Source organism: Novosphingobium rosa NBRC 15208, assembly GCF_001598555.1.
GTDB classification, from domain to species: Bacteria; Pseudomonadota; Alphaproteobacteria; order Sphingomonadales; family Sphingomonadaceae; genus Novosphingobium; species Novosphingobium rosa.
The window spans coordinates 1-25,219 of sequence record NZ_BCZE01000093.1 but is presented as its reverse complement, the minus strand read 5'-3'; the positions used below and the strand labels follow the sequence as shown (position 1 = coordinate 25,219).

24 protein-coding genes and 1 pseudogene are annotated in these 25,219 nt (G+C 61.0%); 15 read left to right on the top strand and 10 right to left on the bottom strand.

Going from position 1 to position 25,219, the window contains the following annotated elements:
• Nucleotides 1–378: 378 nt before the first annotated feature.
• The 3 genes from SR3_RS26465 to SR3_RS26455 all read right to left on the bottom strand — a co-directional run bounded on the left by SR3_RS26465 (nucleotide 379) and on the right by SR3_RS26455 (nucleotide 3,154).
• Nucleotides 379–747 carry a hypothetical protein gene (locus SR3_RS26465; protein ID WP_157099129.1) on the bottom strand — a complete coding sequence of 123 codons (369 nt, stop codon included), beginning with the start codon at nucleotides 745–747 and terminating at the stop codon, nucleotides 379–381.
• 32 nt (nucleotides 748–779) lie between these two features.
• Nucleotides 780–1,811, bottom strand: a complete 1,032-nt coding sequence (locus SR3_RS26460) for a nucleoside hydrolase (protein WP_068093060.1) — start codon at nucleotides 1,809–1,811, stop codon at nucleotides 780–782.
• A 224-nt stretch (nucleotides 1,812–2,035) separates the two neighbouring features.
• On the bottom strand, nucleotides 2,036–3,154 hold the full coding sequence (locus tag SR3_RS26455) for an aromatic ring-hydroxylating dioxygenase subunit alpha (RefSeq protein ID WP_084455945.1): 1,119 nt from the start codon (nucleotides 3,152–3,154) through the stop codon (nucleotides 2,036–2,038).
• 88 nt (nucleotides 3,155–3,242) lie between these two features.
• Between SR3_RS26455 and SR3_RS26450 the strand changes: the two genes are divergently transcribed.
• Entirely contained in the window at nucleotides 3,243–4,205 is a 963-nt protein-coding gene (locus SR3_RS26450; RefSeq protein ID WP_068093057.1) for a LysR family transcriptional regulator, read from the top strand.
• 75 nt (nucleotides 4,206–4,280) lie between these two features.
• On the opposite strand, the gene SR3_RS26445 is transcribed toward SR3_RS26450, so the two are convergent.
• Together SR3_RS26445 and SR3_RS32695 are read right to left on the bottom strand one after the other, a co-directional pair.
• The gene (locus SR3_RS26445; protein WP_084455946.1) at nucleotides 4,281–6,590 is read right to left on the bottom strand and encodes a TonB-dependent receptor; all 2,310 of its coding nucleotides are present in this window, start codon (nucleotides 6,588–6,590) and stop codon (nucleotides 4,281–4,283) included.
• A gap of 150 nt (nucleotides 6,591–6,740) precedes the next feature.
• Nucleotides 6,741–8,144 carry an FAD-dependent oxidoreductase gene (locus SR3_RS32695; protein ID WP_281198745.1) on the bottom strand — a complete coding sequence of 468 codons (1,404 nt, stop codon included), beginning with the start codon at nucleotides 8,142–8,144 and terminating at the stop codon, nucleotides 6,741–6,743.
• Between SR3_RS32695 and SR3_RS26435 the strand changes: the two genes are divergently transcribed.
• Both SR3_RS26435 and SR3_RS26430 read left to right on the top strand, forming a co-directional pair.
• Complete coding sequence (locus SR3_RS26435) at nucleotides 8,128–8,736, top strand: TetR/AcrR family transcriptional regulator (protein WP_245654113.1); 609 nt, start codon at nucleotides 8,128–8,130, stop codon at nucleotides 8,734–8,736. The genes SR3_RS32695 and SR3_RS26435 overlap by 17 nt on opposite strands.
• 101 nt (nucleotides 8,737–8,837) lie before the next feature.
• Complete coding sequence (locus SR3_RS26430; RefSeq protein ID WP_068093047.1) at nucleotides 8,838–9,119, top strand: hypothetical protein; 282 nt, start codon at nucleotides 8,838–8,840, stop codon at nucleotides 9,117–9,119.
• 26 nt (nucleotides 9,120–9,145) lie between these two features.
• On the opposite strand, the gene SR3_RS26425 is transcribed toward SR3_RS26430, so the two are convergent.
• Nucleotides 9,146–10,330 carry an acyltransferase family protein gene (locus tag SR3_RS26425; RefSeq protein ID WP_157099128.1) on the bottom strand — a complete coding sequence of 395 codons (1,185 nt, stop codon included), beginning with the start codon at nucleotides 10,328–10,330 and terminating at the stop codon, nucleotides 9,146–9,148.
• 852 nt (nucleotides 10,331–11,182) lie between these two features.
• On the opposite strand from SR3_RS26425, the gene SR3_RS26420 reads away from it, so the two are divergent.
• The 3 genes from SR3_RS26420 to SR3_RS26410 all read left to right on the top strand — a co-directional run bounded on the left by SR3_RS26420 (nucleotide 11,183) and on the right by SR3_RS26410 (nucleotide 13,484).
• Nucleotides 11,183–11,974 (top strand): hypothetical protein, encoded by a 792-nt coding sequence (locus SR3_RS26420; protein WP_068093041.1) that lies wholly within the window; start codon nucleotides 11,183–11,185, stop codon nucleotides 11,972–11,974.
• A 10-nt stretch (nucleotides 11,975–11,984) separates the two neighbouring features.
• Complete coding sequence (locus SR3_RS26415) at nucleotides 11,985–12,980, top strand: sensor domain-containing diguanylate cyclase (RefSeq protein WP_218018890.1); 996 nt, start codon at nucleotides 11,985–11,987, stop codon at nucleotides 12,978–12,980.
• Nucleotides 12,981–13,166: 186 nt separating this feature from the next.
• The gene (locus SR3_RS26410) at nucleotides 13,167–13,484 is read left to right on the top strand and encodes a TraB/GumN family protein (RefSeq protein WP_157099127.1); all 318 of its coding nucleotides are present in this window, start codon (nucleotides 13,167–13,169) and stop codon (nucleotides 13,482–13,484) included.
• A 492-nt stretch (nucleotides 13,485–13,976) separates the two neighbouring features.
• On the opposite strand, the gene SR3_RS26405 is transcribed toward SR3_RS26410, so the two are convergent.
• Together SR3_RS26405 and SR3_RS26400 are read right to left on the bottom strand one after the other, a co-directional pair.
• Nucleotides 13,977–14,420: a lipocalin-like domain-containing protein gene (locus SR3_RS26405; protein ID WP_169805714.1), complete on the bottom strand. Its 444-nt coding sequence runs from the start codon at nucleotides 14,418–14,420 to the stop codon at nucleotides 13,977–13,979.
• Nucleotides 14,421–14,469: 49 nt separating this feature from the next.
• Nucleotides 14,470–15,465, bottom strand: coding sequence for an aldo/keto reductase (locus SR3_RS26400; RefSeq protein ID WP_068093070.1), 996 nt, complete (start codon nucleotides 15,463–15,465; stop codon nucleotides 14,470–14,472).
• A 251-nt stretch (nucleotides 15,466–15,716) separates the two neighbouring features.
• Here SR3_RS26400 and SR3_RS26395 point away from each other — a divergent pair, with 251 nt between their 5' ends.
• Nucleotides 15,717–16,625: a LysR family transcriptional regulator gene (locus SR3_RS26395; protein ID WP_068093030.1), complete on the top strand. Its 909-nt coding sequence runs from the start codon at nucleotides 15,717–15,719 to the stop codon at nucleotides 16,623–16,625.
• Nucleotides 16,626–16,637: 12 nt separating this feature from the next.
• On the opposite strand, the gene SR3_RS26390 is transcribed toward SR3_RS26395, so the two are convergent.
• Both SR3_RS26390 and SR3_RS26385 read right to left on the bottom strand, forming a co-directional pair.
• Nucleotides 16,638–16,871 (bottom strand): tautomerase family protein, encoded by a 234-nt coding sequence (locus tag SR3_RS26390; RefSeq protein ID WP_068093028.1) that lies wholly within the window; start codon nucleotides 16,869–16,871, stop codon nucleotides 16,638–16,640.
• The gene (locus tag SR3_RS26385; protein ID WP_068093025.1) at nucleotides 16,871–17,908 is read right to left on the bottom strand and encodes an aldo/keto reductase; all 1,038 of its coding nucleotides are present in this window, start codon (nucleotides 17,906–17,908) and stop codon (nucleotides 16,871–16,873) included. Before SR3_RS26385 ends, SR3_RS26390 begins: the two co-directional genes overlap by 1 nt.
• A 356-nt stretch (nucleotides 17,909–18,264) precedes the next feature.
• Between SR3_RS26385 and SR3_RS26380 the strand changes: the two genes are divergently transcribed.
• The 8 genes and pseudogenes from SR3_RS26380 to SR3_RS32535 all read left to right on the top strand — a co-directional run.
• Entirely contained in the window at nucleotides 18,265–18,672 is a 408-nt protein-coding gene (locus SR3_RS26380) for a (R)-mandelonitrile lyase (protein WP_068093024.1), read from the top strand.
• Nucleotides 18,669–19,436: a glucose 1-dehydrogenase gene (locus SR3_RS26375; protein ID WP_068093020.1), complete on the top strand. Its 768-nt coding sequence runs from the start codon at nucleotides 18,669–18,671 to the stop codon at nucleotides 19,434–19,436. Before SR3_RS26380 ends, SR3_RS26375 begins: the two co-directional genes overlap by 4 nt.
• A gap of 71 nt (nucleotides 19,437–19,507) precedes the next feature.
• Nucleotides 19,508–20,251 carry a carboxymuconolactone decarboxylase family protein gene (locus SR3_RS26370; RefSeq protein WP_068093019.1) on the top strand — a complete coding sequence of 248 codons (744 nt, stop codon included), beginning with the start codon at nucleotides 19,508–19,510 and terminating at the stop codon, nucleotides 20,249–20,251.
• Nucleotides 20,248–20,733, top strand: a complete 486-nt coding sequence (locus SR3_RS26365; RefSeq protein ID WP_084455943.1) for a (R)-mandelonitrile lyase — start codon at nucleotides 20,248–20,250, stop codon at nucleotides 20,731–20,733. Before SR3_RS26370 ends, SR3_RS26365 begins: the two co-directional genes overlap by 4 nt.
• A 43-nt stretch (nucleotides 20,734–20,776) precedes the next feature.
• Complete coding sequence (locus tag SR3_RS26360; RefSeq protein ID WP_068093015.1) at nucleotides 20,777–21,685, top strand: LysR family transcriptional regulator; 909 nt, start codon at nucleotides 20,777–20,779, stop codon at nucleotides 21,683–21,685.
• A 48-nt stretch (nucleotides 21,686–21,733) separates the two neighbouring features.
• Nucleotides 21,734–22,750 (top strand): zinc-dependent alcohol dehydrogenase family protein, encoded by a 1,017-nt coding sequence (locus SR3_RS26355; protein ID WP_068093010.1) that lies wholly within the window; start codon nucleotides 21,734–21,736, stop codon nucleotides 22,748–22,750.
• The gene (locus SR3_RS26350) at nucleotides 22,747–23,931 is read left to right on the top strand and encodes an arabinose transporter (protein ID WP_068093006.1); all 1,185 of its coding nucleotides are present in this window, start codon (nucleotides 22,747–22,749) and stop codon (nucleotides 23,929–23,931) included. Before SR3_RS26355 ends, SR3_RS26350 begins: the two co-directional genes overlap by 4 nt.
• 263 nt (nucleotides 23,932–24,194) lie before the next feature.
• Nucleotides 24,195–24,428: pseudogene (locus SR3_RS32535) on the top strand (IS110 family transposase); the annotation flags it as partial.
• Nucleotides 24,429–25,219 lie beyond the last annotated feature (791 nt).

Sequence of the window (25,219 nt, the reverse complement as noted above, 5' to 3'; positions counted from 1 at the left end):
CATCCCGAATGCCTGCAATGCCTGCCACAAGGACAAGACACCGGCATGGGCCACGGCTGCGATCAAGGGCTGGGCGGATCGCTCGCCTTGGAGGGCCGATCAGTAGCAAAAGTTCGCACTTCCAACAGCCGATCGGCGGAGGGCATTCTGGCGACGACAAACGGCGGCTTTCCCGACCTTCGAATTGGAAGCCGCCGTTCCGGTCTCCACGACAAAGACACCATTTGCGGCCCCGGTTCGGCTCACCAAAATCTGGCTTCCATTCAGGATACGAGGCGCATGAATGGAATGCTCGGTAAATCACATGCGAGAACCTGGAATCGACCTTGTCGATAAATGGCTGCTTCACGACACAAACAATTCTAATATAATGGTTTTTTAGATCTGTGCGGTGATTCGCAGGAATGTACTGTTCAGCCTGATTCCCTTCACCCGCTCCAGCTGCACAGTACATAGCGGCCCAGTTCCGCTTCCGCCCTCTCCTCCGCCGCCTTCCCCGCAGCTCCCTTTTCCGCCGCTGGGGTCATCCTCCGGGTCTCTGCCCGTTGCCAATGCGATTATGCTGGCCAGCTTTCCGGTAATCTCGATGTGAACGCCCTTGAGGTTCTTGCACGGCGACACAATCACCCGATCGATCAGGCTGCGGACAATGGATGCCGCCTTGAGCCGCGTTTCCTCATCCATGTTGAGCGCCGAGGCGCGAGAGATCATTTGCTGGCGATAGACAACCTCGTGTTGGCCATTCATGCTTTGGCGGCAGTAGAAATCGCAATTTTAAACTAGAGCTTGCCAGTCTCATGCAAATGGAAGCGCGCTCGCATGTCGCTAAAAGTCAGGGCCGCGTCGATCTGGGTATAGACGCGCATGGGCCGCGCTCCCGCCCGGGCGGCATAGCTGCCATCGTCAAGCAATCTTGGCGTGGGCATCAGAACATGGCGGCACGACGTTGTATCGGGCTGCATCGGGGGCAGCAAGGTCGTCAAGGTCACCAACGGGCTGTCACCCAGCACATAAGCGTCCGAAAGCGGCGGTTGGCGCAATCCGGGAATATGGGCGATCATCTCGGCCATCGCTTCAACCCTGCTTTTGAGGTATGCGCCCAGCGGGCCGGCCGCCGCCAGTTCTTCCATCTCGGCCATGGAATAGAGCATCTGGCTGTAGGCATTGGACGGCACCTGCCAGATCTCGATATCCGACTCATTGAAGATGATCTGCGCGGCCAGGGGATCGATCGAAAAGTTGAACTCGGGCTCGTCAGCCTTCGAACCGGGATTGCCGAAACCTTTTGGCGTGTTGCCGCCAATCCAGATCAGCTTGATGCGCTTGCCGATCCGCGGTTCGCTCAGCCAGGCCAGCGCCAGATCGGTCAGCCCCGCCCCGGCTGCATAGATGAGCGGCTCCCTGGCATCATCGCGCATCGCCTCACGCACGATCGCCCTGCTGGCATCGCCTGGCTTCCACGCCGCGCGCGAAGGGACCGGTGCCTCGCTCCCGGCAACCAGGTGATGGCGGTCGTCCAGTTTCATGACCTGCAACAGTTCGCGGGCGCGATTGGCTGAATCGCGAGCGTCATGGCCGCTGGAAAAAGAAGCGGGCAAATGCGAGCCAATGATCAGCGGAATGGTGACGGAGCGCGACAGCACGTGATGGGCCAGTTGGAACAGTCCGTCCGGATCGCCTGCGAAGTCATTGTCGAGAATGACCCGCGCCAGCAGGGGCTGTGTAGCCAAGGCCCTTCCGTTGATCGCCAGTCCAGTCAGCAGCGTGCTCGCCGCTGTCAGGAACAGCCTGCGGTTCATCGCCACCGTCATCACTCCATCTCCCGCCCCTGTCTTGTGACGGGATCATTACCGAGCTGGACGAATGCAGTAAAATCGCGATTTTTCACCTAGCCATACGCTGGGCCTATGCGTCGGCGTCGCCCACAGGGCCTGCACCGCTGAAGAGCAGACCTTCACGGCGCTGAATGGAGGGTTCGAAATCTGCCCTCCATTCAGCGCGACACTGCCGCGCAAAATTGCTGACCTTTCAGATTTCAATTTTCCGCAGAACCGGCCTGCACCACCTCGAATTGTCCCTCGCCTTCGCTTGACACCAGATTGACCTGCCCATTGGCCCCATCGTTGCGCAGCAGGTTCCGAATGAACTGGCGCGTAAATCGCCCTCCCACATCGCTTGCAATGTCCATGATCGGCCGCTCCGGGCTCTGCTCGATCCGACGCTGTTGCAGCTCGAGGACGATCTGATCTTCCTCAAAGGTTCGGGCCGTCTGCTCGAAAACAAGATCGGGTATGTCACCAGTGGTCACGTTTGTTGCCATCGACCAGAAATAGTGCGTGGTGCTTTCCGTCTCCGGTGTGATGCCGTGGAAACCACGCATCGAAAACCCGTGCTCCCGCTTGCCGTCATAGGCTCCAGTGCCTTCGTCGCAGGCACCGGTATGGATACGGATCAAAATCGGCTCGAACTCGATCTCCTGCCAGCGGTCGACAAGCCCCTTGAAGCCTTTTGCGGCAACGTAGGTCGGAGGCGGCGCAGAAGCGGGCATGCCTCGCTCGACGCGCACCCCATTGGGCTGCCGGGTCGCCACAGTCCTGGTTTTGAAATGCAGTTCCGGATTACCCCCGATCGTATGGGGATGAATATAGGGGAGATGGGAGAGGTCCATCAAATTGTCGATCAGCAACTGCCAGTTGCCCTTCACATGGAAATGAGCGCTGCGCCACGCCCAGACGGGATCGCGATGGAAGGCATAGTCGGGGATCGCCTTCTCATCGGCCCTTTCGGCGTCGCCCATCCAGATCCACAGCATCGCATCGCGCTCGACCAGCGGAAAACTGCGCACCTTGGCGGTGGCAGGGATCTTGTCCTGCACCGGAATATGCGTGCATCGGCCATGCGTGCCAAATTCCAGCCCATGATAAAGGCAGCGCAGGGCTTCACCATCCACAACACCAGCGCTCAACGGCATGGCGCGATGAACGCAGCGATCTTCCAGAGCCCCCACCTGGCCGGAAGCGGTGCGAAACAGGGCGACGGGCTGACCAAGGAAGGTGCGCCCCAAACGCTCGCCTGATTTCAGCTCATCCGCCCAACCCGCAACATACCAGGCATTGTGGACAAAGGGCGGCAGGGTTCGATCGCGCAGACTCATCGGTCATCCTCTCATTCGATGCAGCCGAGATTAGCGCCCCTCTCACTCATTGGTGTAACTGCTTATCCGGATAAGCTATATTAGTGGGATGGATTACCGCAGACTCGACCTTAACCTGCTCGTCGTGCTCGACAGCCTTCTTGAGGAAAGGGGCGTCAACGCGACAGCACGCCGCCTGGGCATGAGCCAGCCCAATGTCAGCTTTGCCTTGAACAAGCTGCGCACCTTCTTCGCCGATGACCTGCTGGTTCGCCAAGGCAATGCCATGGCGCCCACCGCCATGGCCGAGCGCATGCGCGAGCCGGTCCGCCGCATCCTGAACACTGTCGACAAGGAACTGCTTGCCCAGCCCGGCTTCGATCCGGCACGCTCCGAACACCGCTTTGCGATCAGCACATCGGACATTGGCGAGCTGGTGTTCCTGCCCCGGCTGATTTCCGAGCTTGAACGCCGCGCGCCGGGCGTCACCTTGCGATGCCACTCGCTGCCTCCCGCCGAACTTGAACGCGCGATGGCGGATGGGACGGTCGATCTGGCACTGGGCTACTTTCCCGATCTCCAGGGCAGCGCCTTCATGACGCAAAAGCTCTTCGATCATCCCTTCGTCTGCATCGCCCGCGCCGAGCATCCCAAAATCCGGGATGTGCTCGATCTCGAGACTTTTCTGTCACTGGGCCATATCGTCGTTGCGCAGAAAGGTCGAAGCCAGGAGCTGTTCGAAGCGCGCTTGAGACATCTGGGCCTGTCACGCAGGGTCGTGCTTGAATCGCCCCATTTCATGAGTGTGCCGCTGCTCGTCGCCGGATCGGATCTGATCTCGACGGTGCCCTATGCGGTTGGTGAGTTGTTTGCCTCCATGGCGCACTTGCGCCTCATCGCCCCGCCCTTCGACACAAGGCTGATCGAGTTGAAGCAATTCTGGCATCGCAGCCATCATCGGGATCCGGCGGCGACCTGGCTCAGGACCCTGATCGCGGAACTCTTTATCGGGCGCGACACCCCCATGACAGGCATGCTAACAGCGAGCGCCGCTTTGCCCGACAAGCCTTGAGCCAGCGGCCGGGATTGCCTGCCGGGCACGTACCGATTGCGCGGACAGGTTTTGTCCCCTGCCCGCGCGAGCATGTCAAAAACGGTAGGAGGCGCGCAGGCCATAGGTACGCGGCGGGCGCAACTGGTTATAGAGCACGCCATTCTTGACCGGGCTTTGGAAGGCCGCCGCAAAGATCGTGTTGTTTTCCAGATTGTTCACGAAGGCTGCTAGCGTCAGTTTGCCGCCGGCCGGCTCGAATTCGATCCGCGCGTCGGAGGTGGTGTAGGTGCCCTGATAGCCGGCCGAAAGATAGTCGATCGAGACATAGCTGCCCGTCTGGATACGGCTGTTCGCCGCGAAGGTCAGATGGCTGCCGCCCCCGAGCGTGACATGATGTTCATAGCCCATGTTGAACGTCCAGTCCGGCGCGTTGGCCAAGGGCTTGCCCGAGCAGTCGATGCTGTAGATGGCCGCGCCGCTGCTCGCTCCGATGAGGCTCGTCGGGGCGACCGCGCAGCCCACGGCAGGCGCGCCGCCGGTGGCCGAATAGGCATTGTAGCGGAAGGTGCGATAACGGGCATGAAGCCACTGGACATCGGCGGTGAAGAGATTGGCCGCGTCAGGCTTGAAGACCAGCTCAGCCTCGACACCATGCAGACGCGCAGAGCCCGCGTTTTCCGTGAGGAACACCGGGGCATAGATGGCGCCAGCCGGGCTGGTGGCGATCTGGACCGGGCCGAGGTGGGAAATCTGCTGGTTCTTGTAATCCCACAGGAAGGCTTCGACGTTGAGTTGCAGCCGGTTGTCGAGGAACCGGTTCTTCGACCCCAGCGTGTAGGCGGTCAGGTTTTCGGGCTGCGAGCTGTTGTTCGTTTGCGCCGCGTAAAGCGCGCCCGATTTGAAGCCGGTCGCCACCGAGGCATACAGCAGGCTGCGCGGACCGGCATCAAATTCCGCGCCAGCCTTCCATGTCGCCTTGCGGAAATGCACATCGCTGATCGCTTGCGACGTGACGGGATTAAAGATGGGTGTGAAATTGCCCGTGGCCGGACTGACGAAACCCACGAAGGGGGAGTTTACGACAGCGCTGTTCTGCGTTTTGTGATCGTCGGTATAGCGCAAGCCTCCGGTCAGGCGAAATTTGGGCGCCACGGTGACGGTCGCCTGACCAAATGCGGCAAGGCTCTGTGTCGCAAGGTTCGGTGTCACCAGAAGAATGTTCGATCCCTGATTGTAGTTCTGGCTGGCGTGAACACGCTCGTCGAAGAAGTAGCCACCCACAACCCAATTGAGCATGCCCTTACTGTTGGCCAGCCGGGCCTCCACCGAACTCTGATGGGTGTATTCCTGATCGCGGATGTAGAAACCCGAGGCATAGGACAGAAAGTTGAGATCGGTCTCGCGGAAGGCGGGAATGACCGTTAATTTGGCGAACCCCAACTCCTGGTTCAGCGTCAGCGCCGCGCCGTAGACATTGTTGCTTTGAAAACCATTGGGCTGGGCGACGACCTGAGGCACAGGCGCCATGGGGCTGGCGGCCAGATAGGCCGCGACGACGGCGGGGTCGCTAGGCCCCAGGCGTCCGTTGCCGATCAGCGGCATGATCGTGCCGCCCGATCCCTTGCCGCCGACATGGCCATAATCGAGCATCAGCGTCGCATCGAAACCGGTGTGGGAATCGAACTTGAGCTGCGCGCGCGCGGCCTGGGTGTTCTCATCATCGTAACCGTCGCTGTAGTAACCGTCATGGCTGGCATGCTGGCCGGAAACGCGCAAAGCCCATCTGTCACCGATGGGCAGGTTGACGGCACCTGACACCTTCACCGCATTATAGTTGCCATACTCCCCGTTCACAAAGCCCGAGGTCTCGCCCAGCCTGGGCTTGGCCGTGATGACATTGACCGCGCCGCCCGAGGCATTGCGCCCATACAATGTACCCTGCGGCCCTTTGAGCACCTCCATGCGTTCAAGGTCGTAGAACAGCGCGGCAGGGGCGGCAGGGCGCGACAGATAGATGCCGTCCAGATTGAAGGCGACGCCCTGATCGGCGAAGGCATTGGCGCCGAAGGTACCGATGCCGCGCAGATAGATTTGCGTATAGGAGGCCGCCGGCGCGATCTGCAACGCAGGCACCAGACGCGTCAGATCGGTGGCCTGACTGATCGATTGCTTGACCAGTGCATCTCCGGCCACCGCGCTGACCGCCAGAGCGGTCTTCTGGAGATTTTCCGAACGGCGCTGCGCGGTGACGATGATGTCCTGAATTCCGTGATCGGCCCCGTCCGACTTGGCGGAGCGTGCCACGTCTGACGGCGCATCCGTGACGGTCTGGGCCTGAACCGGCGCGGTCAGGACAACCGGCGCCAGCAAGGTTGACGCAATTAGAGCTGTTTTCAGCCTCATGATCATCTCCCCTTTTTTGTTGAGTGCAGAATGGCAACAAGGATGCCATCATCAAAATTTTTTGATTTTATGGTCATCCAATCATAAAACGAATAGATCCACCTGAGCCTTCATGCCCAAAGCGATCGCGCTCCCGAAGGCTTGCCCGCGTCAGGATAACTGTGCCTGCACCCGCTTGTGCATCGGCACATAGGGCGGCGCGTCCTCGATCTCGGCGAGTTGCGAGAGGATGTGCCTGGGCATGTCGCCGCCCACCATCTTCTGCAGGAAGGGTGTATGATCGAACACCCAGTCCCGCAGCGGGCGCAACCAGCGGGGGCAGTGATGGAAGATCTTGCCCGTAAAATAGGCGCCCTGAGTGACCTGCACGGTGTGCGGAATCCGCCGTTTTTCAAAGGCCAGCAAAGCGGTCTGGACCGCAGCTGTATCCGCCATATCGACCGCAGCCAGTTCGCGCGCCAGAAAATAGCCATCCTCGATCGACATGCCCGCGCCATAGGCGGCATAGGGAGAGGTTGGATGCGCGGCATCGCCCACCAGCGCGATGCGGCCCTTGCTCCACGCGCGCAAAGGCGGCCGATCACGGATTTCCCAGCGCTGCATATGCTCAAGCGGAGTCGCTTCCAGCAGATCCCGCACGGTCTTGGGAAAGTCGCGAGCACGCTCACGGCAAAAGCCGATCAGGTCCGACGGTGGCGCAGCCGATGGATCGCAGGCTTCCAGAACCCACCATTCATAGCCCCATTTGCCCTCATGCCGGATCGGCGTGTAGCTGACCTGAGTGGTGCGGTTGTGGGCGATGATGCCCACGCCCTCGGGCTCCTTGTCGAGGAACAGATAGCCCCCCACCAGATGGAGGCGCTGATGCCGGATCGGCTCGTCACCCCACAGATGCCTCCGGACGAAGGAGTTGATGCCATCGGCTCCGACCAGGACATCGGCATCATGGACCGCGCCATTGGCAAAGGTCAGGCACACGCTCCCGCCCTTGTCATCAACAGATACCACGTGATGATCGAGTTTGAGCACGCCGGGCGGAAGAGCGTCGATCATCCGCTGGTAAAGGCCCCAGCGCAGAAGGCCGATGAAACCACCACCATATTCGGCCTCAACCTCTTCGGGCAACTGAACATCGGCGCGGCGCTTGCCTTTGGCGTTCTCGAAATAGGTGTGGCATGGGGCGCCCAGATCCTGCGTATCAACGCCAATCAGCTTGAGCACCTTCTGCGGCGGCGGCCAGAGATTAAGAATATTGCCAGCCGCCTTGACCTCCCTTGCTCGCTCGAAAAGCGTCACATCAAACCCCAACCTGATGGCGGCAAGCGCGGCAGCCATGCCAGCAGGCCCCGCCCCTACGATCGCAATACGGCCCTTGGGTACCGTCATACGCTGTCCTCTCCGCATTCGCGTGTTATCTAAACATCGCTTAGATTGATTTAAGCGATGTTTAGATTCGCAGCAAGCCCGTTTTGCGTAAGGCTTGCCCGGAAATTGCGGACTGGTAGGAAAGGCCCGGCACAGCGAGAGAAATGGACGGATGATGGCAGGCGCCAAGACCTATCATAAGGAAGATCTCAGGCGAGATCTGCTCGCGACTGCGCGGGACATGATCGCACAACAGGGCTATCATACCCTCTCCTTGCGCGGTCTTGCGCAAAAGGTTGGCGTCACCAGCGGTGCGCCTTATCATCATTTCTCGGACCGCCGGGCCCTGCTGCTGGCCATCGCCATCGAAGGCTTCGAAGATCTGATCAGGCCGACACAGACGCCTGACATTCTGAAACTGCCGCCGTTCGATCGCCTTGTTGCTCTGGGCCGGGCTTATCTCGACTTTGCACAGCACCAGCCCAGACTCATGGAACTCATGTACGAAAGCGAGCTCACAACGCCAGCGCTCGCTCCCGAATTGCTGGTCTATCAGCGCCAAGGCTCCCAGGCGCTTCTCGATGCCGTCACCGAAGCTCTCCCGGCCAACATGCTCAACGACCGGATCTCAAGAGTGGTGGGCTATTGGTCGACAGTATACGGCCTGGCCGTGTTGCGTAACAAAGGGCTGCTTCAACCTCATGAGCCAAAAGCCGTAGAACCACAGGATACCGACCATTTGGTGATTGCCCGGAGTGCAAAAGCCGCATTGCAGCCCTAATCGGTTCCGATCGCTGAAAAAGCGGTCATTCAACGTCCCCGGCACATTCTTCGACAACTGCCCCCCCATTCATCCCTCGCGAGCCAGAACCGGCAAACCCGGTGCGTTACACAACGGTCAATCTCAATGCTGTGGTGGCGGTCGGCGGGGCGTCCTATGTGGTTGCGCGTTTCCGCGACGCGGTTGCCGGCGAAAGTCTGGGCATGGGTTGCTTCACGGGACCAACCGGGCCGCTCGGACCGATCGCCAGACTGGCTCCGGCCGGCGCGCAAGGCAATTCCGCCGCGATCCGTTCCTGGCGTGGCACGCTGACCCTGACCCAGGCGTTCAACGTGCCGCAGACAACCCTGAAAAGCGCCGCCTCCATTCCAGCCAGGCATTGAGACAGGGGCGCGAATATCCCCCATCGTCATGCCTGCAACGGCGATCCATTGCTGCGCCAAATCCAGCGCAGATTGACCTCGGGGCGAACCTGGCCACCGTTGAACACCAGGCACAGCCAGCGGTTGCGGCGCACCACCTCGAACACCAACACGACGAAGGCCATGACAATGACGTTGATGATCGCCATCTCGACAATCGGGGGCAGGTCCACGAAGCGGAACAGGTAGACCGCGATCATCACGGCGGGCAGGTGGAACAGATACATGACCAGCGAACCCGAGACCAGATAGGACACCGCCGCGTGGGGCTTTGGGCTGAGCCGGTGAATAACGCCAAAGAAGGCACACGCGCCGAACAGGCCCGACATTGCACGCACGGCATCTTCCACGAACAGGAACGGCGCCGTGCATCGCCCGCCCGCCGCGCATCCGCTTTTCTGGAACAGGTCACAAGCGACATAGGCCGCGATGCACGCGACGCCGACCCTGATCCCGGCCATGGATGGCTGGAACACCAGCTTGGCGATGGCCTTCGACCGCTGGGCCAGCACACCGGTCAGGAACAGCGGTAGATAGAGCAGCCATTCATAGATATAGTCCGCAAAAGCGTTCCTGCCCGCCAGATCCTGCCATGCCGGCGGCGCCATCGTCCAGACGGTCAGGAACACCATGATCGCCAGCATCGCAACCCATCCCGGGGGCCATGCGCGCCATTCGGCCAGACGGGCCAGACCTTGATCGATCGCCCTGAACGCAACATGCCGGATCGCGGCCAGCATCAGGCAATAGCCAAAGAGGGTGTAGAGAAACCAGGTGTGGAAATCCCATCCGATGAAGAATGCGCCCGACACCCGTTGCATGGATCGCCCGGCGTCGGGGATATGCGCATAGGCCTGCGTGTAAATGCAGATGGGGCCAAGCACCAGCGTGGCCAGGATCGCGGGCATCAGCAGACGCCGCGCCCGATCCATGATCCAGATCGTCACGCCACGCCTTGCCAGCACCATGGACGCGAGAAATCCCGACAGGATGAAGAAGCCATGCATTCGGAAGGCATGCATCGAACTGGTGATCAGGGTCGCCAACAGGCTCGGCTGGCCGGAATCCACCACCCAGCCCCCGCCAATGTAATAGGCACAGGCAACATGATACGGAATACCCACGCAGAGCATGATCGCTCTGGCGTAATCAAGCGCATAGTTTCTATCCACGATCACCTGCCGTCGACCTCAGCGATGTGGCCGGTAGGTGATCGAACCTACCCATGCAATGCGCACAAAATGATCAGAACATAAAAAATTCATACATTTCAATGAAGCAGGAAACATTACGAAAACGATGCGTGATGCGATCCCACCCACGCTGCCCCTGCAAACGGCGGCTTTCCCAATTTTTGGACCGGAAGCCGCCATTCCGGCCCCGGTTCGGCTCACCAAAATCTGGCTTCCATTCAGGATACGAGGCGGATGAATGGAATGTTCGGTAAATTACATGCGAGAACCTGGAATCAACCTTGTCGAGAAATGGCTACTTCACGATACAAATGCTTATGGTATAAAGATTTTTTAGACCTACGCGGTGGTTCGCAGGAATGTACCGTCCAGCCTGATTCCCTTCACTCACTCCAAGAATTATAAATTTTATTTTTAAATCAAATATTTATGATCATCCCTTTTGCCAATAAAGGGAATCCACCACACATCGACAGCTGCTAGAGTGCCGGACGCCTCGCCCCACCGGACAGCAGGGCTGACGAAGCCGTCATTCAGGGGCTCTTCCCGATCCGTCGAAAGCCGCCCCTCGTTCATCTAGCACTCTAAGATCGCCGTCTTTGACAAATCGGGGGCGCTTCAGATCAGCCGCTTATTCGGTGTCGCCTTGCGATATGATAAGGGTTCGGCCCACCACTCCCGCTGCGCTCATACTCTCCAGGACTCGTCTGCAGGAAGGCGGAGAATGTGCCTAAGCACTAATGAATAAAGAACAATCAATCTTGCGTTAACCATATCTCAACCAGAAAGGAAGAAATTGTTTCCGTTGATCTTTTAACGGGCACATACGGGATGGGCGGACTGCAATTCGAAACGCCAGTGCTGGAAAACGAACTGGTGTCCAAAAGCATTTCGGTGACTGAAACGCCTTATTTCTACAATGACGGCGGCATTGCCCGCTATCTTGCCGCGCCGCCACCCGGCATCACCCCCCTCACCCCGGCACCGGTCGACCCGCAACTGGCGCTGGGCCGCGAGTATGACGTTCCGGGCGTCATCAACACCAGCGACAGCCAATATGGCCTGACCACCCAGCTCGACATTCTGGGTGATACCATCGCCTTTGACCCCATGTGGGCAACGCGTGAAGCCGCCGCCGCTTTCGGCATCACACTGGTCGAACCGGGGCAAGTCGTTCCGCTCAGCAGCCCGGTTTCGGGCCTGTGCCATGTGGTCTATCAGTATGGCGCCTTTGCCGGCCACTGGTCGCCCTATCAGAACACCGGCAATCAGTTGCTCAGCGTCGTGTGCACCGATCTGGAGCATCACGATTTTCCCCATATCTTCGCCTCCACCGATATCAATCTGCCGCTGGTCATTTCGGTGGGGCGCCTGTGGCCCAGCAGGAAGAAAATCCGCGTGGCCGATCTGTGGGTGCCGCAAGGCCATGCGCTCTATATTCCGCCGATGCCCGCCCTGCTGGGCGCGGAATGTGTGGATCTGCACAACAACCGCAATTCGGCGCTCGCCTGCTGGGGCAATATTCAACAGAATTCCATTTTGACCGAAACGCTGCTGCAGACTGAAAATACCTACTCCTACTGGTATTGGGATGCAACCGGCACCACTCATACAAAGCCTTAAGGGACGTACAATGAACATGCTGGTTCACGACAACGCCTTCAGCACACCCGCGATTGGCATGGCCGATGCGGGCGATGGCGCTGTCTATCAGACGCTGCTCGAATCCACGCAGGCCATTCCCTGGAAGATCGACTGGGCGACGATGCAATTCACCTATATCGGCCCCCAGATCGAGCAGTTGCTGGGCTGGGCGCAGGACAGCTGGATCACCGTTCAGGACTGGGCCACGCGCATCCATGAGGAGGATCGCGAAAGGGTGGTCAACTTCTGCGTCTCGCAGTCACAGGCGGGCATCGATCATGAAGCCGATTACCGCGCCCTGACCGCCGCAGGCGACCATGTGTGGATTCGCGATGTCGTCCATGTGGTGCGCAACGCGGACGGCAGCGTGGACAGTCTGGTCGGCTTTATGTTCGACATCAGCGAGCGCAAGCGCAGCGAAGAAAAAGTGCAGCAGTTGCAGAAGGAACTGGAGGCGCTTTCTTTCACCGACAGCCTGACCTCCATTGCCAACCGCCGCCTGTTCGATGCCCGGCTGAGTGAGGCCTGGGACAGGATGCGACGCGATGGCGATGCGCTGTCGCTGATCGTGCTCGATGTTGACTTTTTCAAGCAATACAATGATTTTTATGGCCATACGGTTGGCGACGCCTGTCTGGTGGCGATTGCCGATGCCCTGCAAAAGCAGGCGCGCCGTCCGCAGGATCTGGCCGCACGCCTGGGCGGCGAGGAATTTGCGCTGCTTTTGCCGCAAACCACCATGGAGGGTGCTGAGCACATCGCGCAGATGTGTCTGCAGGCGATTGCCGATTTGGCCATACCACACGAGAAGTCGGCAATAAGCGCCATCGTCTCGGCCAGCCTTGGCGTGGGCACGCTAACGCAAGTCAGCAATGGGTCTTCGCAGAATTTCCTCTCTGCCGTGGATCAGTTGCTCTATGCCGCCAAGCACAAGGGGCGGAACCGCTACGAAGCGGCCTGCCTCGACAGAGAAGAGGCGATTTAGAGCGAAGCACGAAATGGCGCCTGCTTGAAAACCCTTTGATACAAGGACAACATGTATGCGGCCAAAATGGCGTAACGAACTTCAGGAGGCGAGCACCCACTGGTCAACCTGCAGACCATTACTCCCAACCCTTTCGCTGACTAAGCCGTCGTCCTGTCCTGGGCCCCTTTCCTGACCGTCAAAAACGTGCGTTCGTTCATCCGGCATTCCAGAGCTGAAACATCCTGTGATGCCAACGCCGTCTTGGGACGATCGCTCGCGGCTTACGCACGTAAGAACCACATCCCGGTTCAATACATCCGCCAGATTTCCCTGCTGCCCAAGATCGACGAATTTCCTGGCATGCTTATGACCAGCCAGTTCCGTTGCCTCGACCGGATCATGACCAGCATCGAGAATGAGCGGAACATGGCGAATCTGCAGGCGGCAGATTGGGCAACGGGCAACGTCGGGGGCCTTCGGGAGCACTATCTTGCCCCTGCCAATTGTGCGCTGCCGATATAAAAAGAGACGAGCAACGCCGCCGGTCAGCGGTCGCGAGTTGCACGAACCTGTTGCTCAAAGCTCTCGAGCGCAAGCAAACCCGAACCTTTGCCATGATCGATATATCCAGCCTTTTGCGGCAGGAGGGCGTGCTCATGCAGCTTCGTCAGGCGGGGGCAACGATTCATCTCCCACCGGATGAGGCTGAATAAAGCTATGCCTCGGCCATCGACAGCAACCGCGGACAAAGCGGACGTCCGACGCAGAAATTGAAACCGTTAAAAGCTGACCTTCATTCAAGGGTTGGTTGCTGCAACAGCAAGCGGTGACTGCGCCAATTATTGGCCCTTGCACTTTCTAGAAGCTCAAAGAAAATCTCAATGCCGTCGACCTATCGCTATCGAACGATGCGCTGACTCGATGCAATCTGGCCCGGGTGTGAAGCGCCAGAAGCCTACGCTTTGTAAAATTCACAAAGATTTGGCGGTCGACACCACCGACCGCCATCGGCATCTAGTCCTTCTGCCAGGTCACAGCCCAGTGCTCGTCAGGGTTGGTTGAGCGCAGGGTCAATCGGCCATCGGCAAAACTGTAGAAACGCGGGAGATCGCGCCCCACCAGCGCATGGACCATCGCTCCTTCAACGTGGTGCGTGACAGTGTGGCGCTTCAAATCGAGATCATAACGCCCCCAGGAAGCTTCATACCCGCCCTGCGCATATTGCACCGGTCCCTCGCGCTCCTGCGCCTCCCCCTCCGGATACATCACCTGCACCGACATATGGCCGCCCGGGGTGTAAATCAGTTGCCCTTGGCGGTCCGTCCTCCTGACGATCTTGCCTTGGGCGTCCTGGTTCTCCATCCAGGCGATATGCCACGATCCGACCAGCGGGTTGGCGGCAGGTGCCTGGTGTTCCGGGGCGGCAGAAGCGGTTGCACCGACGGCCAAAGCCAGCACAGCGACCGCAATATGCCGTATCCCATGTCTCACGGCCCCTCTCTCCATCTCAGCGTGCCACCAGTTTTTCATGGAATGACGGGTAGCGCGCGCCCTCGACCCTGACTTGTGAGGAGGCGGCTTCAAGCTCGGCTATGGCCTCTTCACCCAGATCGATCCTCGCGCCGCCGATGTTCTCCTCCAAACGCTGCAGCTTGGTCGTGCCCGGAATCGGCACGATCCAGGGGCGCTTGGCCAGCAACCAGGCCAGCGCGATCTGGCCCGGTGTGGCATCATGCTGCGCGGCAAAGCGCGTGACGACCTGGACCAACGCCAGATTGGCGTCGCGATGTTCGGCATTGAAGCGCGGCACCGTGCTGCGGAAATCGTCGGACCCGAAGGTTGTGGCCGCGTCGATCTTGCCGGTCAGAAAGCCTTTGCCCAGCGGGCTGAAGGGCACAAAACCAATGCCAAGTTCCTCCAGCGCCGGAAGGATCTCGGCCTCGGGTTCGCGCCACCACAGGGAATATTCGCTTTGCAACGCGGCAACCGGATGAACGGCGTGAGCCCGCCGCACGGTGTCGGCACTGGCTTCGGACAGGCCGAAATGCTTGACCTTGCCCGCTGTGACCAGATCCTTCACCGCGCCAGCGACATCCTCGATCGGCACCTGCGGATCGACACGATGCTGATAATATAGATCGAGCGCATCGACCTTGAGGCGGGCAAGCGATCCTTCCACGACCTGCTTGATATGCTCGGGGCGACTGTTCAGCGCGTTCCACCGCGCTCCATCGCCAGGTGCGGGCGCCCAACCGAATTTGGTGGCGATCACCACCTCACCCCTGAACGGCGCCAGCGCTTCGCCCAGCAAGCGCTCATTGTCGTAGGGACCATAGACCTCCGCCGTATCGAAGAAGGTCACGCCGCGCTCGACCGCCGCGCGCAGCAGCACGATCATCTCCTCCTTGTCCTTGGGCGGCCCGTAAGACCAACTCATGCCCATGCAGCCCAGCCCAAGCGCTGAAACGGCCAGTCCGTTCCTTCCCAATATGCGTGTCTGCATGGTCATTCTCCCGGTCGGTTCAGTTTCAAGGTCAACGCGCGCCAGCGTCATTCGGGACCAGCCGTCATGACAGAGGCGCGGATGGGTGGCCGCATCACGCCGAGTTGCCTTGCCCGAAAACCCATGGCGCCATGATAAGGATGACGGATGGTCTCGGTTAGGCCCTGACAGTTCCATGAAGCGATGAGCAACGCTCATCATAGCTTGCGGTTTCCTTGCCAAATCGCCCGCTTTGCCCCAAGGTCGGCGTCATGCATGTCCATCGCGCCGACCTTGCCGATTTCACCTATTTTCTGGCCATCGCTCGCCATCGCAGCTTTCGCCGCGCGGGACTGGAGCTCGGGGTCACAGCCTCGGCACTTAGTCATGCGCTCAAAGGGCTGGAATCGCGTCTGGGGGTCCGCCTGCTCAACCGGACCAACCGCAGCGTCACCCTGACGGCCGCAGGCGAAGACCTGCAAAAGGCCATCTCCGGGCCACTGGAGCAGATCGGCGAGGCCGTCGAGGGGCTCAACCGCTATCGCGATGCGCCGAGCGGGCGCATCCGGCTCAATGTCGTGAGCGATGCCGCCGTGCTGCTGCTCGGCCCGGTCCTGCCCACCTTCATCGACCGCTATCCCGAGATCGAGATCGAGGTCACAGCCACCAACCGCATGGTCGACATGACCGGCGACGGCTATGACGCCGGCATCCGTTATGGCGGCACCGTGCCCGAGGACATGATCGCAACGCGCCTGTCGGCGGATGTCCGCTGGGTGGTGGCCGGGTCACCAGACTATCTGGAGCGTTTCGGCACACCGCGCGTGCCCGAGGATCTGCAACACCATCGCTGCCTGCGCATCCGCCTGGGGGATGACCGGGTCTATCGCTGGGAATTCATGCGTGACGGCGTGGAATTCGACATTGGCGTCCCCGGCACGGTCACCTTCAATGAAACCGGCATCGGATTGGAGATGCTGCGCCGTGGCGGGGGCCTGATGTATGCCGCAGAACCCGTGATGGCCGCCTTACTGGCCAGCGGCGAGGCCAGGCTGGTGCTCGAGGAGTGGGCAACGAGCGGTCCGGGCTATCATCTCTATTATTCGGGCAGGCGGCAGTTGCCCGCCGGGCTGCGCCTGCTGATTGATCTGGTCAGGGAAATGCGTCCGCTCGGTCTATAGGCGCACTTTCCGTCAGGCGAGCGGACCATAACCAGGCCGCCTGGAGAGGCTTGCCTGCTTGGCCATGATCTCGGGTTCATAGACCTTGTCCATCCAGTCGTCAGGATGAACCTCCTCGATGGCGACGGACACCGCCGCCATCTCGTGGTCGAAAGCTGCCATGACGGCGGCCGTCACTTTGTCGGTCAGATCCTGTTTCTCAGCGTCGCTGTGACCGAAAACCGTTTTGATGACGACATGCGGCATCAGTCGTTCTTCTCGAACGACAGCGTCAGCTTGGGCGGCTCCTTGCTCAGCGGGGGCACGATGCCATTTACCGGATGCGGGACATACGGCGCCTCCAGCGTCGCGATCTCGTCAGCGCTCAAGGTCACGTCCAGCGCGCCGATGGCATCGGCCAGATGATGGGTCTTGGTGGCGCCGACGATGGGCGCCGTGATTGCCAGCTTGGTCAGCAACCAGGCCAGCGCGACCTGGGATCGCGCAATGCCACGCTCATGAGCAATGCGGCTCACGGCATCGACCACGGCATGGTCCTGCTGCTCGGTGTCATGATACATCTGCTGGGCGAAAGCGTCATTTTGCGAACGCGTGGTTTCGCCAGCCTTCCAGTCGCGTGTCAGGCGTCCGCGCGCCATCGGGCTCCATGGTATCACCCCCACGCCCTGATCGAGACACTGCGGCAACATCTCGCGCTCTTCCTCGCGGTAAAGCAGATTGTATTGCGGCTGCATCGACACGAAACGGGTCCAACCATGACGCTCGGCCACATGCTGCATCTTGGCAAAACGCCATGCCTCCATGGAGGACGCGCCGATGTAGCGTGCCTTGCCCGCCTTTACGATGTCATGGAGCGCCTCCATCGTTTCCTCGACGGGCGTGCCATGATCGAAGCGATGGATCTGATAGAGATCGACATAATCGAGCCCGAGGCGCGTCAGACTGTCATCGATCGCCTGCATCAGGGCCTTGCGTGACAGGAAACCCGCATTCGGGGCGTTTTCCCAAGGGAAGAAGGCCTTGGTGGCGATCACGATCTCGTCACGCCGGGCCATGTCGCGCAAGGCCCGGCCCACGATCTCTTCGGAACTGCCGCCCGAATAGACATTGGCGGTGTCGAAGAAATTGATCCCGGCCTCCAGCGCCTGCCGAAAGAATGGGCGGCTTTCCGCTTCACCCAGCGACCAGGGCTGCAAGCCGCGCTCCGGCTCACCATAGCTCATGCAGCCCAGACACAGGCGAGAGACCCTGAGGCCCGACCGGCCAAGATTGATGTAGTCCATGATGATGTCCAGACTGGCTGATTGACGGAAAAGGCGGCTGCTTGATCCCCAATGTGGGAAAAGGCCCGAAAAGATCGCAAGTTCAAACGATAAGGGCGATACGGATGGCACAACATCATGTTCCGGCTCATCGCCTCAATGAACAATCCTCAACATAGTTGTGGCACGGTGAAACGTTACGAAACGATGACCTTCGATTTCCATGTTGAATTACGTGCAACGCACCATTGGGAGTTTCTCATGCCTCCCTCATCATCATTCAGGCGTACATAGCCTCATCCCCCCGTCAGCAGGCATTTGCGTTTGACCTTGCCTCTGACCTTCAAGGCCCGACATCGGGCCATAGTGAGGCACTTATGGAACTGAAAAGAGCAGGCAGCCAGCCTTCGATGCGCGGGCCCGACGACTGGTTCACGGGCACCGTGCGGATCGATCCGCTCAACGTTCCCCCCGCTCCCGCCCGTGTATCCTGCGCCGCCGTCACCTTCGAGCCAGGCGCCCGCAGCGCGTGGCATACCCATCCGCTGGGCCAGACGCTGATCGTCACGGCCGGCTGCGGCTGGACCCAGTGCGAAGACGGCAAGAAGGTCGAGATCCGCGCGGGCGACGTGATCTGGTGCCCGCCCGGCCACAAGCACTGGCATGGCGCCACCGCGACCACCGCCATGACCCATATCGCCGTTCAGGAAGCCCTCGATGGCGTCAATGTCGTGTGGATGGAGAAGGTCAGCGATGAGGACTACCTCTCGGAGCTGTCGGCATGAGCGTATCGTATGATTTCGCAGGGCAAGTGGCGTTTGTTACCGGCGGCGCCTCGGGCATGGGTCTGGCCACCGCCAAGGCCTTCGCGCAAGCCGGTGCCGCCGTGGCGCTGGTCGATGTGAACGCTCACGCCGCTCAGATCGAGGCTGAAAAGCTGTTTGCCGCCGGTCACCGGGCGCTCGGCATCGGCTGCGATGTCTCGGATGAGGCGCAGGCCGCCGCCGCCGTCGAGCAGACCGTGGCTGCCTTCGGACGCCTCGATATGGCGTTCAACAATGCCGGTATCCAGGTGCCCCCCACCGATGCCGCCGACGAGACCGCCGAGAACTTCGACCTGGTCAATGGCGTCAACATGCGCGGCATCTGGACCTGCATGAAGCATGAGCTGAAAGTCATGCGCGAGCAGGGCAGCGGCGCCATTGTCAATTGCTCGTCGCTGGGCGGCCTCGTCGGCCTGCCGAGCCGCGCCGCCTATCATGCCAGCAAGCATGGCGTCATCGGCATGACCAAGAGCGCGGCGCTGGAATATGCCCCGCGCGGCGTGCGGATCAATGCGGTGTGCCCGGGCGTCATCAACACGCCGATGGTGGCCGAGATGCTGGAAACCCAGCGCGAGGCGATGGACGAGTTCCTCAAGCTTCAACCCATCGGTCGCCTTGGTCTCGCCGAGGAAATCGCCGCCTCGGTCCTTTGGCTGTGCAGCCCGGGCGCCAGCTTCATTGTCGGCGTCGCGCTGCCGGTCGACGGCGGCTTCACCGCGCATTGAGCCGCGTGATGCGTCGCGCGGGGGCTCTGGCCCGTCTCACCCTCATCTCCTTTATCGCTGGAGTTTCCGGTATGACCACTGTCCATGCCCAATCGGCATCCCCGCTCGACGCATCGCGTCCCGTTACCGCCGAGCAAATCCGCTCGGTGGCCCCCACGCTTGAGCACTACACGCAGGATCGCCTTGAAGGGGCGGTCTGGAAGCGCCCCGGCCTGAGCACGCGTGACCGCTGCCTCGTCACACTCGCGGCGCTGATCGCGCGGGGGCAGACCTCCGCCTTGGGTCATTACACCGAGAAGGCGCTGGAAAACGGCGTCAAACCCGCCGAGATCTCGGAGACGATCACTCATCTGGCCTATTATGTCGGCTGGCCCAACGCCATGGCGGCCATCCCTTCGGTCAGCGATGTTTTCGCCCGCCACCACATCAAGGCGGATCAACTCCCCGCGATCAATCCGCAATTGCTACCGATCGACGAGAAGGCCGAGGCCGCCCGCGCCAAGCTGGTGGGTGACAATTTCGCCGCCACGGCGCCCGGGCTGGTGGATTACACCACCGACTATCTCTTCAAGGACCTGTGGCTGCGCCCCGATCTGGCCCCGCGCGACCGCAGCCTGATCACCATGGCCGCGCTGATCGCCGCCGGACAGACCGCGCAGATCCCCTACCACCTCAATCGCGCGATGGACAACGGCCTGACTGAAACTCAGGCCGCAGAGGTGATCACTCATCTGGCCTTCTATGCTGGCTGGCCCAATGCCATGTCGGCGCTGCCTGTAGCCAAGGACGTGTTCGCCAAGAGGCACGCGCAATGAAAGCCCTGATCGCGCTTGCCGCCGTCACGCTGGCCACCCCTGCCATCGCCCAAAGCGCGCAGCCTGCCCATGTGGAGGTCTATCGCGCCGGATCGAGGACGGCGGTGGCAGGCCTGCCCTCGCGCTTCACCGGCTCGGCCAGCGTGCTGCCGGTCTTCGAGCCGCATGATCCCAGCACCGTCTCGGCGGGCACCGTCACCTTTCAGCCCGGCGCGCACAGCGCCTGGCACACCCATCCGCGCGGGCAATATCTGATCGTGCTGTCGGGCGTGGGTTGGACGCAGGAAGAAGGCCATCCCATCGTCGAGATCCATCCCGGCGATGTCGTCTGGTGCCCGCCCGGCGTCAAGCACTGGCATGGCGCCTCGGCAACCACCGGTCTGGTGCAGCTGTCGGTGCAGGAAGCGGTGGACGGCAAGAACGTCGAGTGGCTGGAAAAGGTCGCTGACGCCGATTACGCCAAAGGCCCCGCGGTGAAGTGACCAAGCAGCAGCTCCTCACCGCGCGTCGGCCAGGGTTGGTGCCATGAGGTTCAACCGCTCCGACATTGCCAATCTCGGCTATTTTCTGGCCATCGAGCGGCATCGCAACTTCCGTCGCGCTGGGCTGGAACTGGGCATCACCACCTCGGCGCTCAGCCATGCGATGCGCGCGCTCGAAGAGCGGTTGGAGGTGCGCCTGCTCAACCGTACCAACCGCAGCGTGACGCTGACGGTGGCGGGGGAGGAACTGCTGGCCGCCATCGCCGATCCCTTCCAGCGGATCGACAATGCGATCGATGTGCTCAACCGGTTCCGCGCCTCCCCGGCGGGGCGCATCCGGCTCAATGTGCTCGATCAGGCCGCGACCCATCTGCTGGCGCCGGTGATGCCGGTGTTCCTCGACCGTTACCCCGATGTCGAGATCGATCTCACCGTCACCAACAGCATGGTCGATGTGGTCGATGGCGGGTTTGATGCCGGCATCCGCTATGGCGGCACCGTGCCCGAAGACATGATCGCCCAGCGCCTGTCGGCCGACATTCGCTGGGTGGTGGCCGCCTCGCCCGCCTATCTCGAACGCTTCGGCACGCCGCAGCATCCCGAGGATCTGCTCCAGCATCGCTGCGTGCAGATCAAGCTGGGCGACGAGCGCATCTACCGCTGGGAATTCGACCGTGGTGCCGAAACTGTCGAGCTGGCCGTGGCGGGCACGATCACCTGCGACGATGGCGAAGCGGCGCTGGCCATGGCGCGCCACAGCGCCGCGCTGATCTATGCCGCGCAGCCCGGCATTGCCGAGAATGTCGCACGCGGTGAGCTTAAGCTGGTGCTGGAAGACTGGGCCTCGATGGGGGCAGGCATGCACATCTATTACCCGAGCCGGCGTCAGGTCCCGGTGCCGCTGCGTCTGCTGATCGACCTTATTCGCGAACTGCGCCCGCTGGGGCTTTAGCCGGTTCGTCCAAACCTTTTCAAACGCATATCAGACAGGAGCCCTTCCATGCTGGGAACCATGCTTTACGGCCCGAACGACATCCGCTTCGAGGATGTGCCCGAGCCCACGATCCTCCACCCCACCGATGCGGTGATCCGCGTGGCGGCGGCCTGCGTCTGCGGCTCGGACCTGTGGCCCTATCGCGGCATTCAGGCGCTCGATGCACCGATGCCGATGGGCCACGAATATTGCGGCATCGTCGAGGAGGTCGGCAGCGCAGTGACGACCATTCGCCCCGGCCAATTCGTGATCGGTTCCTTCTTCGCCTCGGACAACACCTGCCCGCATTGCCAGCACGGTTACCAGAGCTCGTGCCAGAACCGCGAGTTCGTCGGCGGCGCGCAGGCGCCCAGATTGCGCGTGCCGCTGGCCGATGGCACGCTGGTCGCCACGCCCGAGATCCCGTCCGCCGATTTGATCCCCAGCCTGCTGGCGGTCTCCGATGTGATGGGCACGGGCTGGTTCGCCGCCGATGCCGCCAATGTGCAGCCCGGCACAACCGCCGTGGTGGTGGGCGATGGCGCGGTGGGCCTGCTCGCCGTGCTCTCGGCGAAACTCATGGGCGCCGAGCAGATCATCGCCATGAGCCGCCATCCCGCGCGCCAGGCCATCGCCCGTCAACTGGGCGCGACCGACATTGTGGAAGAGCGCGGCGAGGAGGGCATCGCGCGCATCCGCGAGCTGACGAAGGGCGTGGGCGCCGACAGCGTGCTGGAATGCGTGGGCACGGCCCAGTCGATGGATCAGGCGCTCAAGGTGGTGCGCCCGGGCGGCTTCACCTCTTTCGTCGGCGTGCCCCATGGCGTGGAGCTGCGCGGCGAGGAGCTGTTCTTCTACCACGTCCATCTGCATGGCGGCCCTGCCCCGGTGCGCCGCTTCCTGCCCGATCTCATTGCAAAAGTGTGGGGCAAGCAGATCAACCCGGGGCTCGTCTTCGATCTCGACCTGCCGATGGCGCAGGTCGCCGAGGCTTACCGCGCGATGGATGAGCGCCGGTCGATCAAGGCGATCCTGCGCCCATGATGACCTCGCCCGCCCGGCATCCGCTGGCGCCCGCCTTTCCCGTGATGGCCGCAGTCTTCGTGGGCTATCTGGTGGTCGGCATGGCGCTGCCGGTGCTGCCGCTGCATGTGCATGACGATCTGGGCTTCGGGCCTTTCGTCGTGGGGCTGGTCTCGGGCGGGCAGTTTCTGGCGGCGCTGGTCTCGCGCCTGTGGGCCGGGCATCTGGCCGACACGCGCGGCAGCCGTCATGCGGTGCTGGCCGGTCTGGTCGCGGCCATGGGCGGCTGCGGATGCTATCTGCTCTCACTGTTGTTTACGCCTCAACCTGTCGTGGCCGTGAGCATCATCATGGTCGGCCGCATCCTGCTGGGTGGCGCGGAAAGCCTCGTCATCACTGGCGGGATTAGCTGGGCGCTGGCCTTGCTGCCGGCGCAGATGGCCGGCAAAGCCATTGCCTGGGTCGGCATGGCGATGTTCGCGGCCATGGCGGCAGGTTCGCCGCTGGGCGATCTAGTCTATCGCCATATGGGGTTTGGCGGCATTGCCGGTTCGGCGCTGCTCCTGCCGGCGCTGGCTACCGTGCTGGTCTGGCGCCAGCCCGCTCTGGTGCCCAAGGCCAGACCACAAGGCTCGGTCGGCGCTGTGCTGAACGCGGTGATCCTGCCCGGGCTTGCCTTTGCCCTCGCCGGCATCACCTTTGGCGCGATCACCTCCTTTCTCACGCTCTATTTCGCGCAGGCGGGATGGGCCCATGGCGCATTGGCTTTCACCGGCTTTGCCAGCGCGCTTATCGCGGCGCGCTTTGTGTGGGGCGACCTGCCCGACAGGCTGGGCGGAGCGCGGACGGCTCTGGGCTGCATGGTGGTGCAGGGCATTGGACTGGTGATGATCGCGCTTGCTCCCCAGGGCTGGATCGCCATTCTGGGCGCCTGCCTGTGTGGTGGGGGCTTTTCCCTGGTTTTTCCGGGGCTGGGCCGCGAAGCGGTGCGGCGCGCGCCTGAAGACAGCAAGGGCATGGCGATGGGCGTCTACAACGCCTTCCTCGATGTGACGCTCGGGCTGGGCAGTCCGGCGCTGGGCGCTCTTGCCGGAGTCGCGGGCTTGCGCAGCGTGTTTCTGGCCAGCGCCGTGGCCACCATCCTGGCCATGCCCTTCACCGCCATCATGCTGCGTCCCGCAGCACAATCCCCAACGGCTTAGTCTGGCCAAGATGATCTGTTCTGAAAGGTGAATGATGATCCAGTCGACAAGCGCCAGAGTGGGCGCCATTGCCACGATCATTCTGGGCCTGATCATTCTGATGATCGGCCTCACAATGCTGGGAGGCGGAGCTTATCTCGTCATGCTTGGAGGCTCCTGGTATTTCGCGCTCGCAGGTCTCGGCCTGTCTATGGCAGGCGGGCTTTTGCTTCGTCGCCGCACTGCTGGCGCGGCGCTTTACCTGCTGGTCTTTGCGGCCACCATCCAAGGCCGGGCAAGCAGATATTCGCCGATTGCTGATCATTGGTGCAATGTCGCGATTAAACTGGATGGGACGCAAATCCGTCCCGGAGGGCTCATGGCTAGCGCAAATCACATTGCGAAAGCCCCGCATGCTTGTAGCGATAGCCTTGGCCAACAAAATGGCCCGGACAATCTGGGCGATGCTCACGAAACATCAGGATTATCAAGGTTCGGCACAGGCGGGAGCGGCATAGAGATTATGCGAGCAATTCTACCTGAGGCCGGATAAAGGGGGTGTGAGAAGGCGACGACCCGAATGGGCAGATTGATCGAACAGATCTGGATCAGAAAAACCAGTTCAGGACTCAGAGCGCTACAGCTCGCCAATGAGATTTGGATCTGATCCGCGGATCACCATACCGGCCAGCGGCTTCTGAAGGGCCACAACCAAAGGCCTTACAGAAGACCGCTCTCGATCACCCTCCCACATGGTCAGAAACTTCTTGCATCACGGGCGGCAACCACAGAAGTCCTGATCTTAGCACTCGCGTTCGTGCGTTTCCTACCCGCGACGCAAAATCCTCTGTACGGAACCAAGCCCAAAAAAGGCGTCGACGGGGCTAACCCAAAAGGCCCGCCGACGCAGCGCCTGCCCGGAGAGAGCGGGCAGCTCACGCACCTCAGCTTCATCGTCAACACAAGGTGATGTGCGACGCTAAAGTGAGGCTAATCGGCTCCAGCCCCCATGACGGAACCGACGGTGGTCGTTATTATCGACCATCAGACTTTGAGCGCCCCTGAAGGGCCGCAGACACAAGCATTTATCGAAGCTCATCGAAAATCTTCAAGGACCGTGCGCCTTCCTGCATCGAACAGCATAATCTTGAGCAGTCACAGTCTGATCAACTGGTCACAGTTATTATTTCTCTAATAAAAATAAAACATTAACTATTAATTCCGCCGAAATTTTTATAAATTAAATATAAAAATATGATTCATTGCACGCAGCATAGGAGATATTGTGCGCCCAAATCACATATTGGGA

Excerpts from the sequence above, each read along its gene's own strand:
- SR3_RS26465 (WP_157099129.1), bottom strand. The coding sequence starts at position 747 with ATGAATGGCCAACACGAGGTTGTCTATCGCCAGCAAATGATCTCTCGC.
- SR3_RS26460 (WP_068093060.1), bottom strand. The coding sequence starts at position 1,811 with ATGACGGTGGCGATGAACCGCAGGCTGTTCCTGACAGCGGCGAGCACG.
- SR3_RS26455 (WP_084455945.1), bottom strand. The coding sequence starts at position 3,154 with ATGAGTCTGCGCGATCGAACCCTGCCGCCCTTTGTCCACAATGCCTGG.
- SR3_RS26450 (WP_068093057.1), top strand. The coding sequence starts at position 3,243 with ATGGATTACCGCAGACTCGACCTTAACCTGCTCGTCGTGCTCGACAGC.
- SR3_RS26445 (WP_084455946.1), bottom strand. The coding sequence starts at position 6,590 with ATGAGGCTGAAAACAGCTCTAATTGCGTCAACCTTGCTGGCGCCGGTT.
- SR3_RS26435 (WP_245654113.1), top strand. The coding sequence starts at position 8,128 with ATGATGGCAGGCGCCAAGACCTATCATAAGGAAGATCTCAGGCGAGAT.
- SR3_RS26420 (WP_068093041.1), top strand. The coding sequence starts at position 11,183 with ATGGGCGGACTGCAATTCGAAACGCCAGTGCTGGAAAACGAACTGGTG.
- SR3_RS26415 (WP_218018890.1), top strand. The coding sequence starts at position 11,985 with ATGAACATGCTGGTTCACGACAACGCCTTCAGCACACCCGCGATTGGC.
- SR3_RS26400 (WP_068093070.1), bottom strand. The coding sequence starts at position 15,465 with ATGCAGACACGCATATTGGGAAGGAACGGACTGGCCGTTTCAGCGCTT.
- SR3_RS26395 (WP_068093030.1), top strand. The coding sequence starts at position 15,717 with ATGCATGTCCATCGCGCCGACCTTGCCGATTTCACCTATTTTCTGGCC.
- SR3_RS26390 (WP_068093028.1), bottom strand. The coding sequence starts at position 16,871 with ATGCCGCATGTCGTCATCAAAACGGTTTTCGGTCACAGCGACGCTGAG.
- SR3_RS26385 (WP_068093025.1), bottom strand. The coding sequence starts at position 17,908 with ATGGACTACATCAATCTTGGCCGGTCGGGCCTCAGGGTCTCTCGCCTG.
- SR3_RS26380 (WP_068093024.1), top strand. The coding sequence starts at position 18,265 with ATGGAACTGAAAAGAGCAGGCAGCCAGCCTTCGATGCGCGGGCCCGAC.
- SR3_RS26375 (WP_068093020.1), top strand. The coding sequence starts at position 18,669 with ATGAGCGTATCGTATGATTTCGCAGGGCAAGTGGCGTTTGTTACCGGC.
- SR3_RS26370 (WP_068093019.1), top strand. The coding sequence starts at position 19,508 with ATGACCACTGTCCATGCCCAATCGGCATCCCCGCTCGACGCATCGCGT.
- SR3_RS26365 (WP_084455943.1), top strand. The coding sequence starts at position 20,248 with ATGAAAGCCCTGATCGCGCTTGCCGCCGTCACGCTGGCCACCCCTGCC.
- SR3_RS26360 (WP_068093015.1), top strand. The coding sequence starts at position 20,777 with ATGAGGTTCAACCGCTCCGACATTGCCAATCTCGGCTATTTTCTGGCC.
- SR3_RS26355 (WP_068093010.1), top strand. The coding sequence starts at position 21,734 with ATGCTGGGAACCATGCTTTACGGCCCGAACGACATCCGCTTCGAGGAT.
- SR3_RS26350 (WP_068093006.1), top strand. The coding sequence starts at position 22,747 with ATGATGACCTCGCCCGCCCGGCATCCGCTGGCGCCCGCCTTTCCCGTG.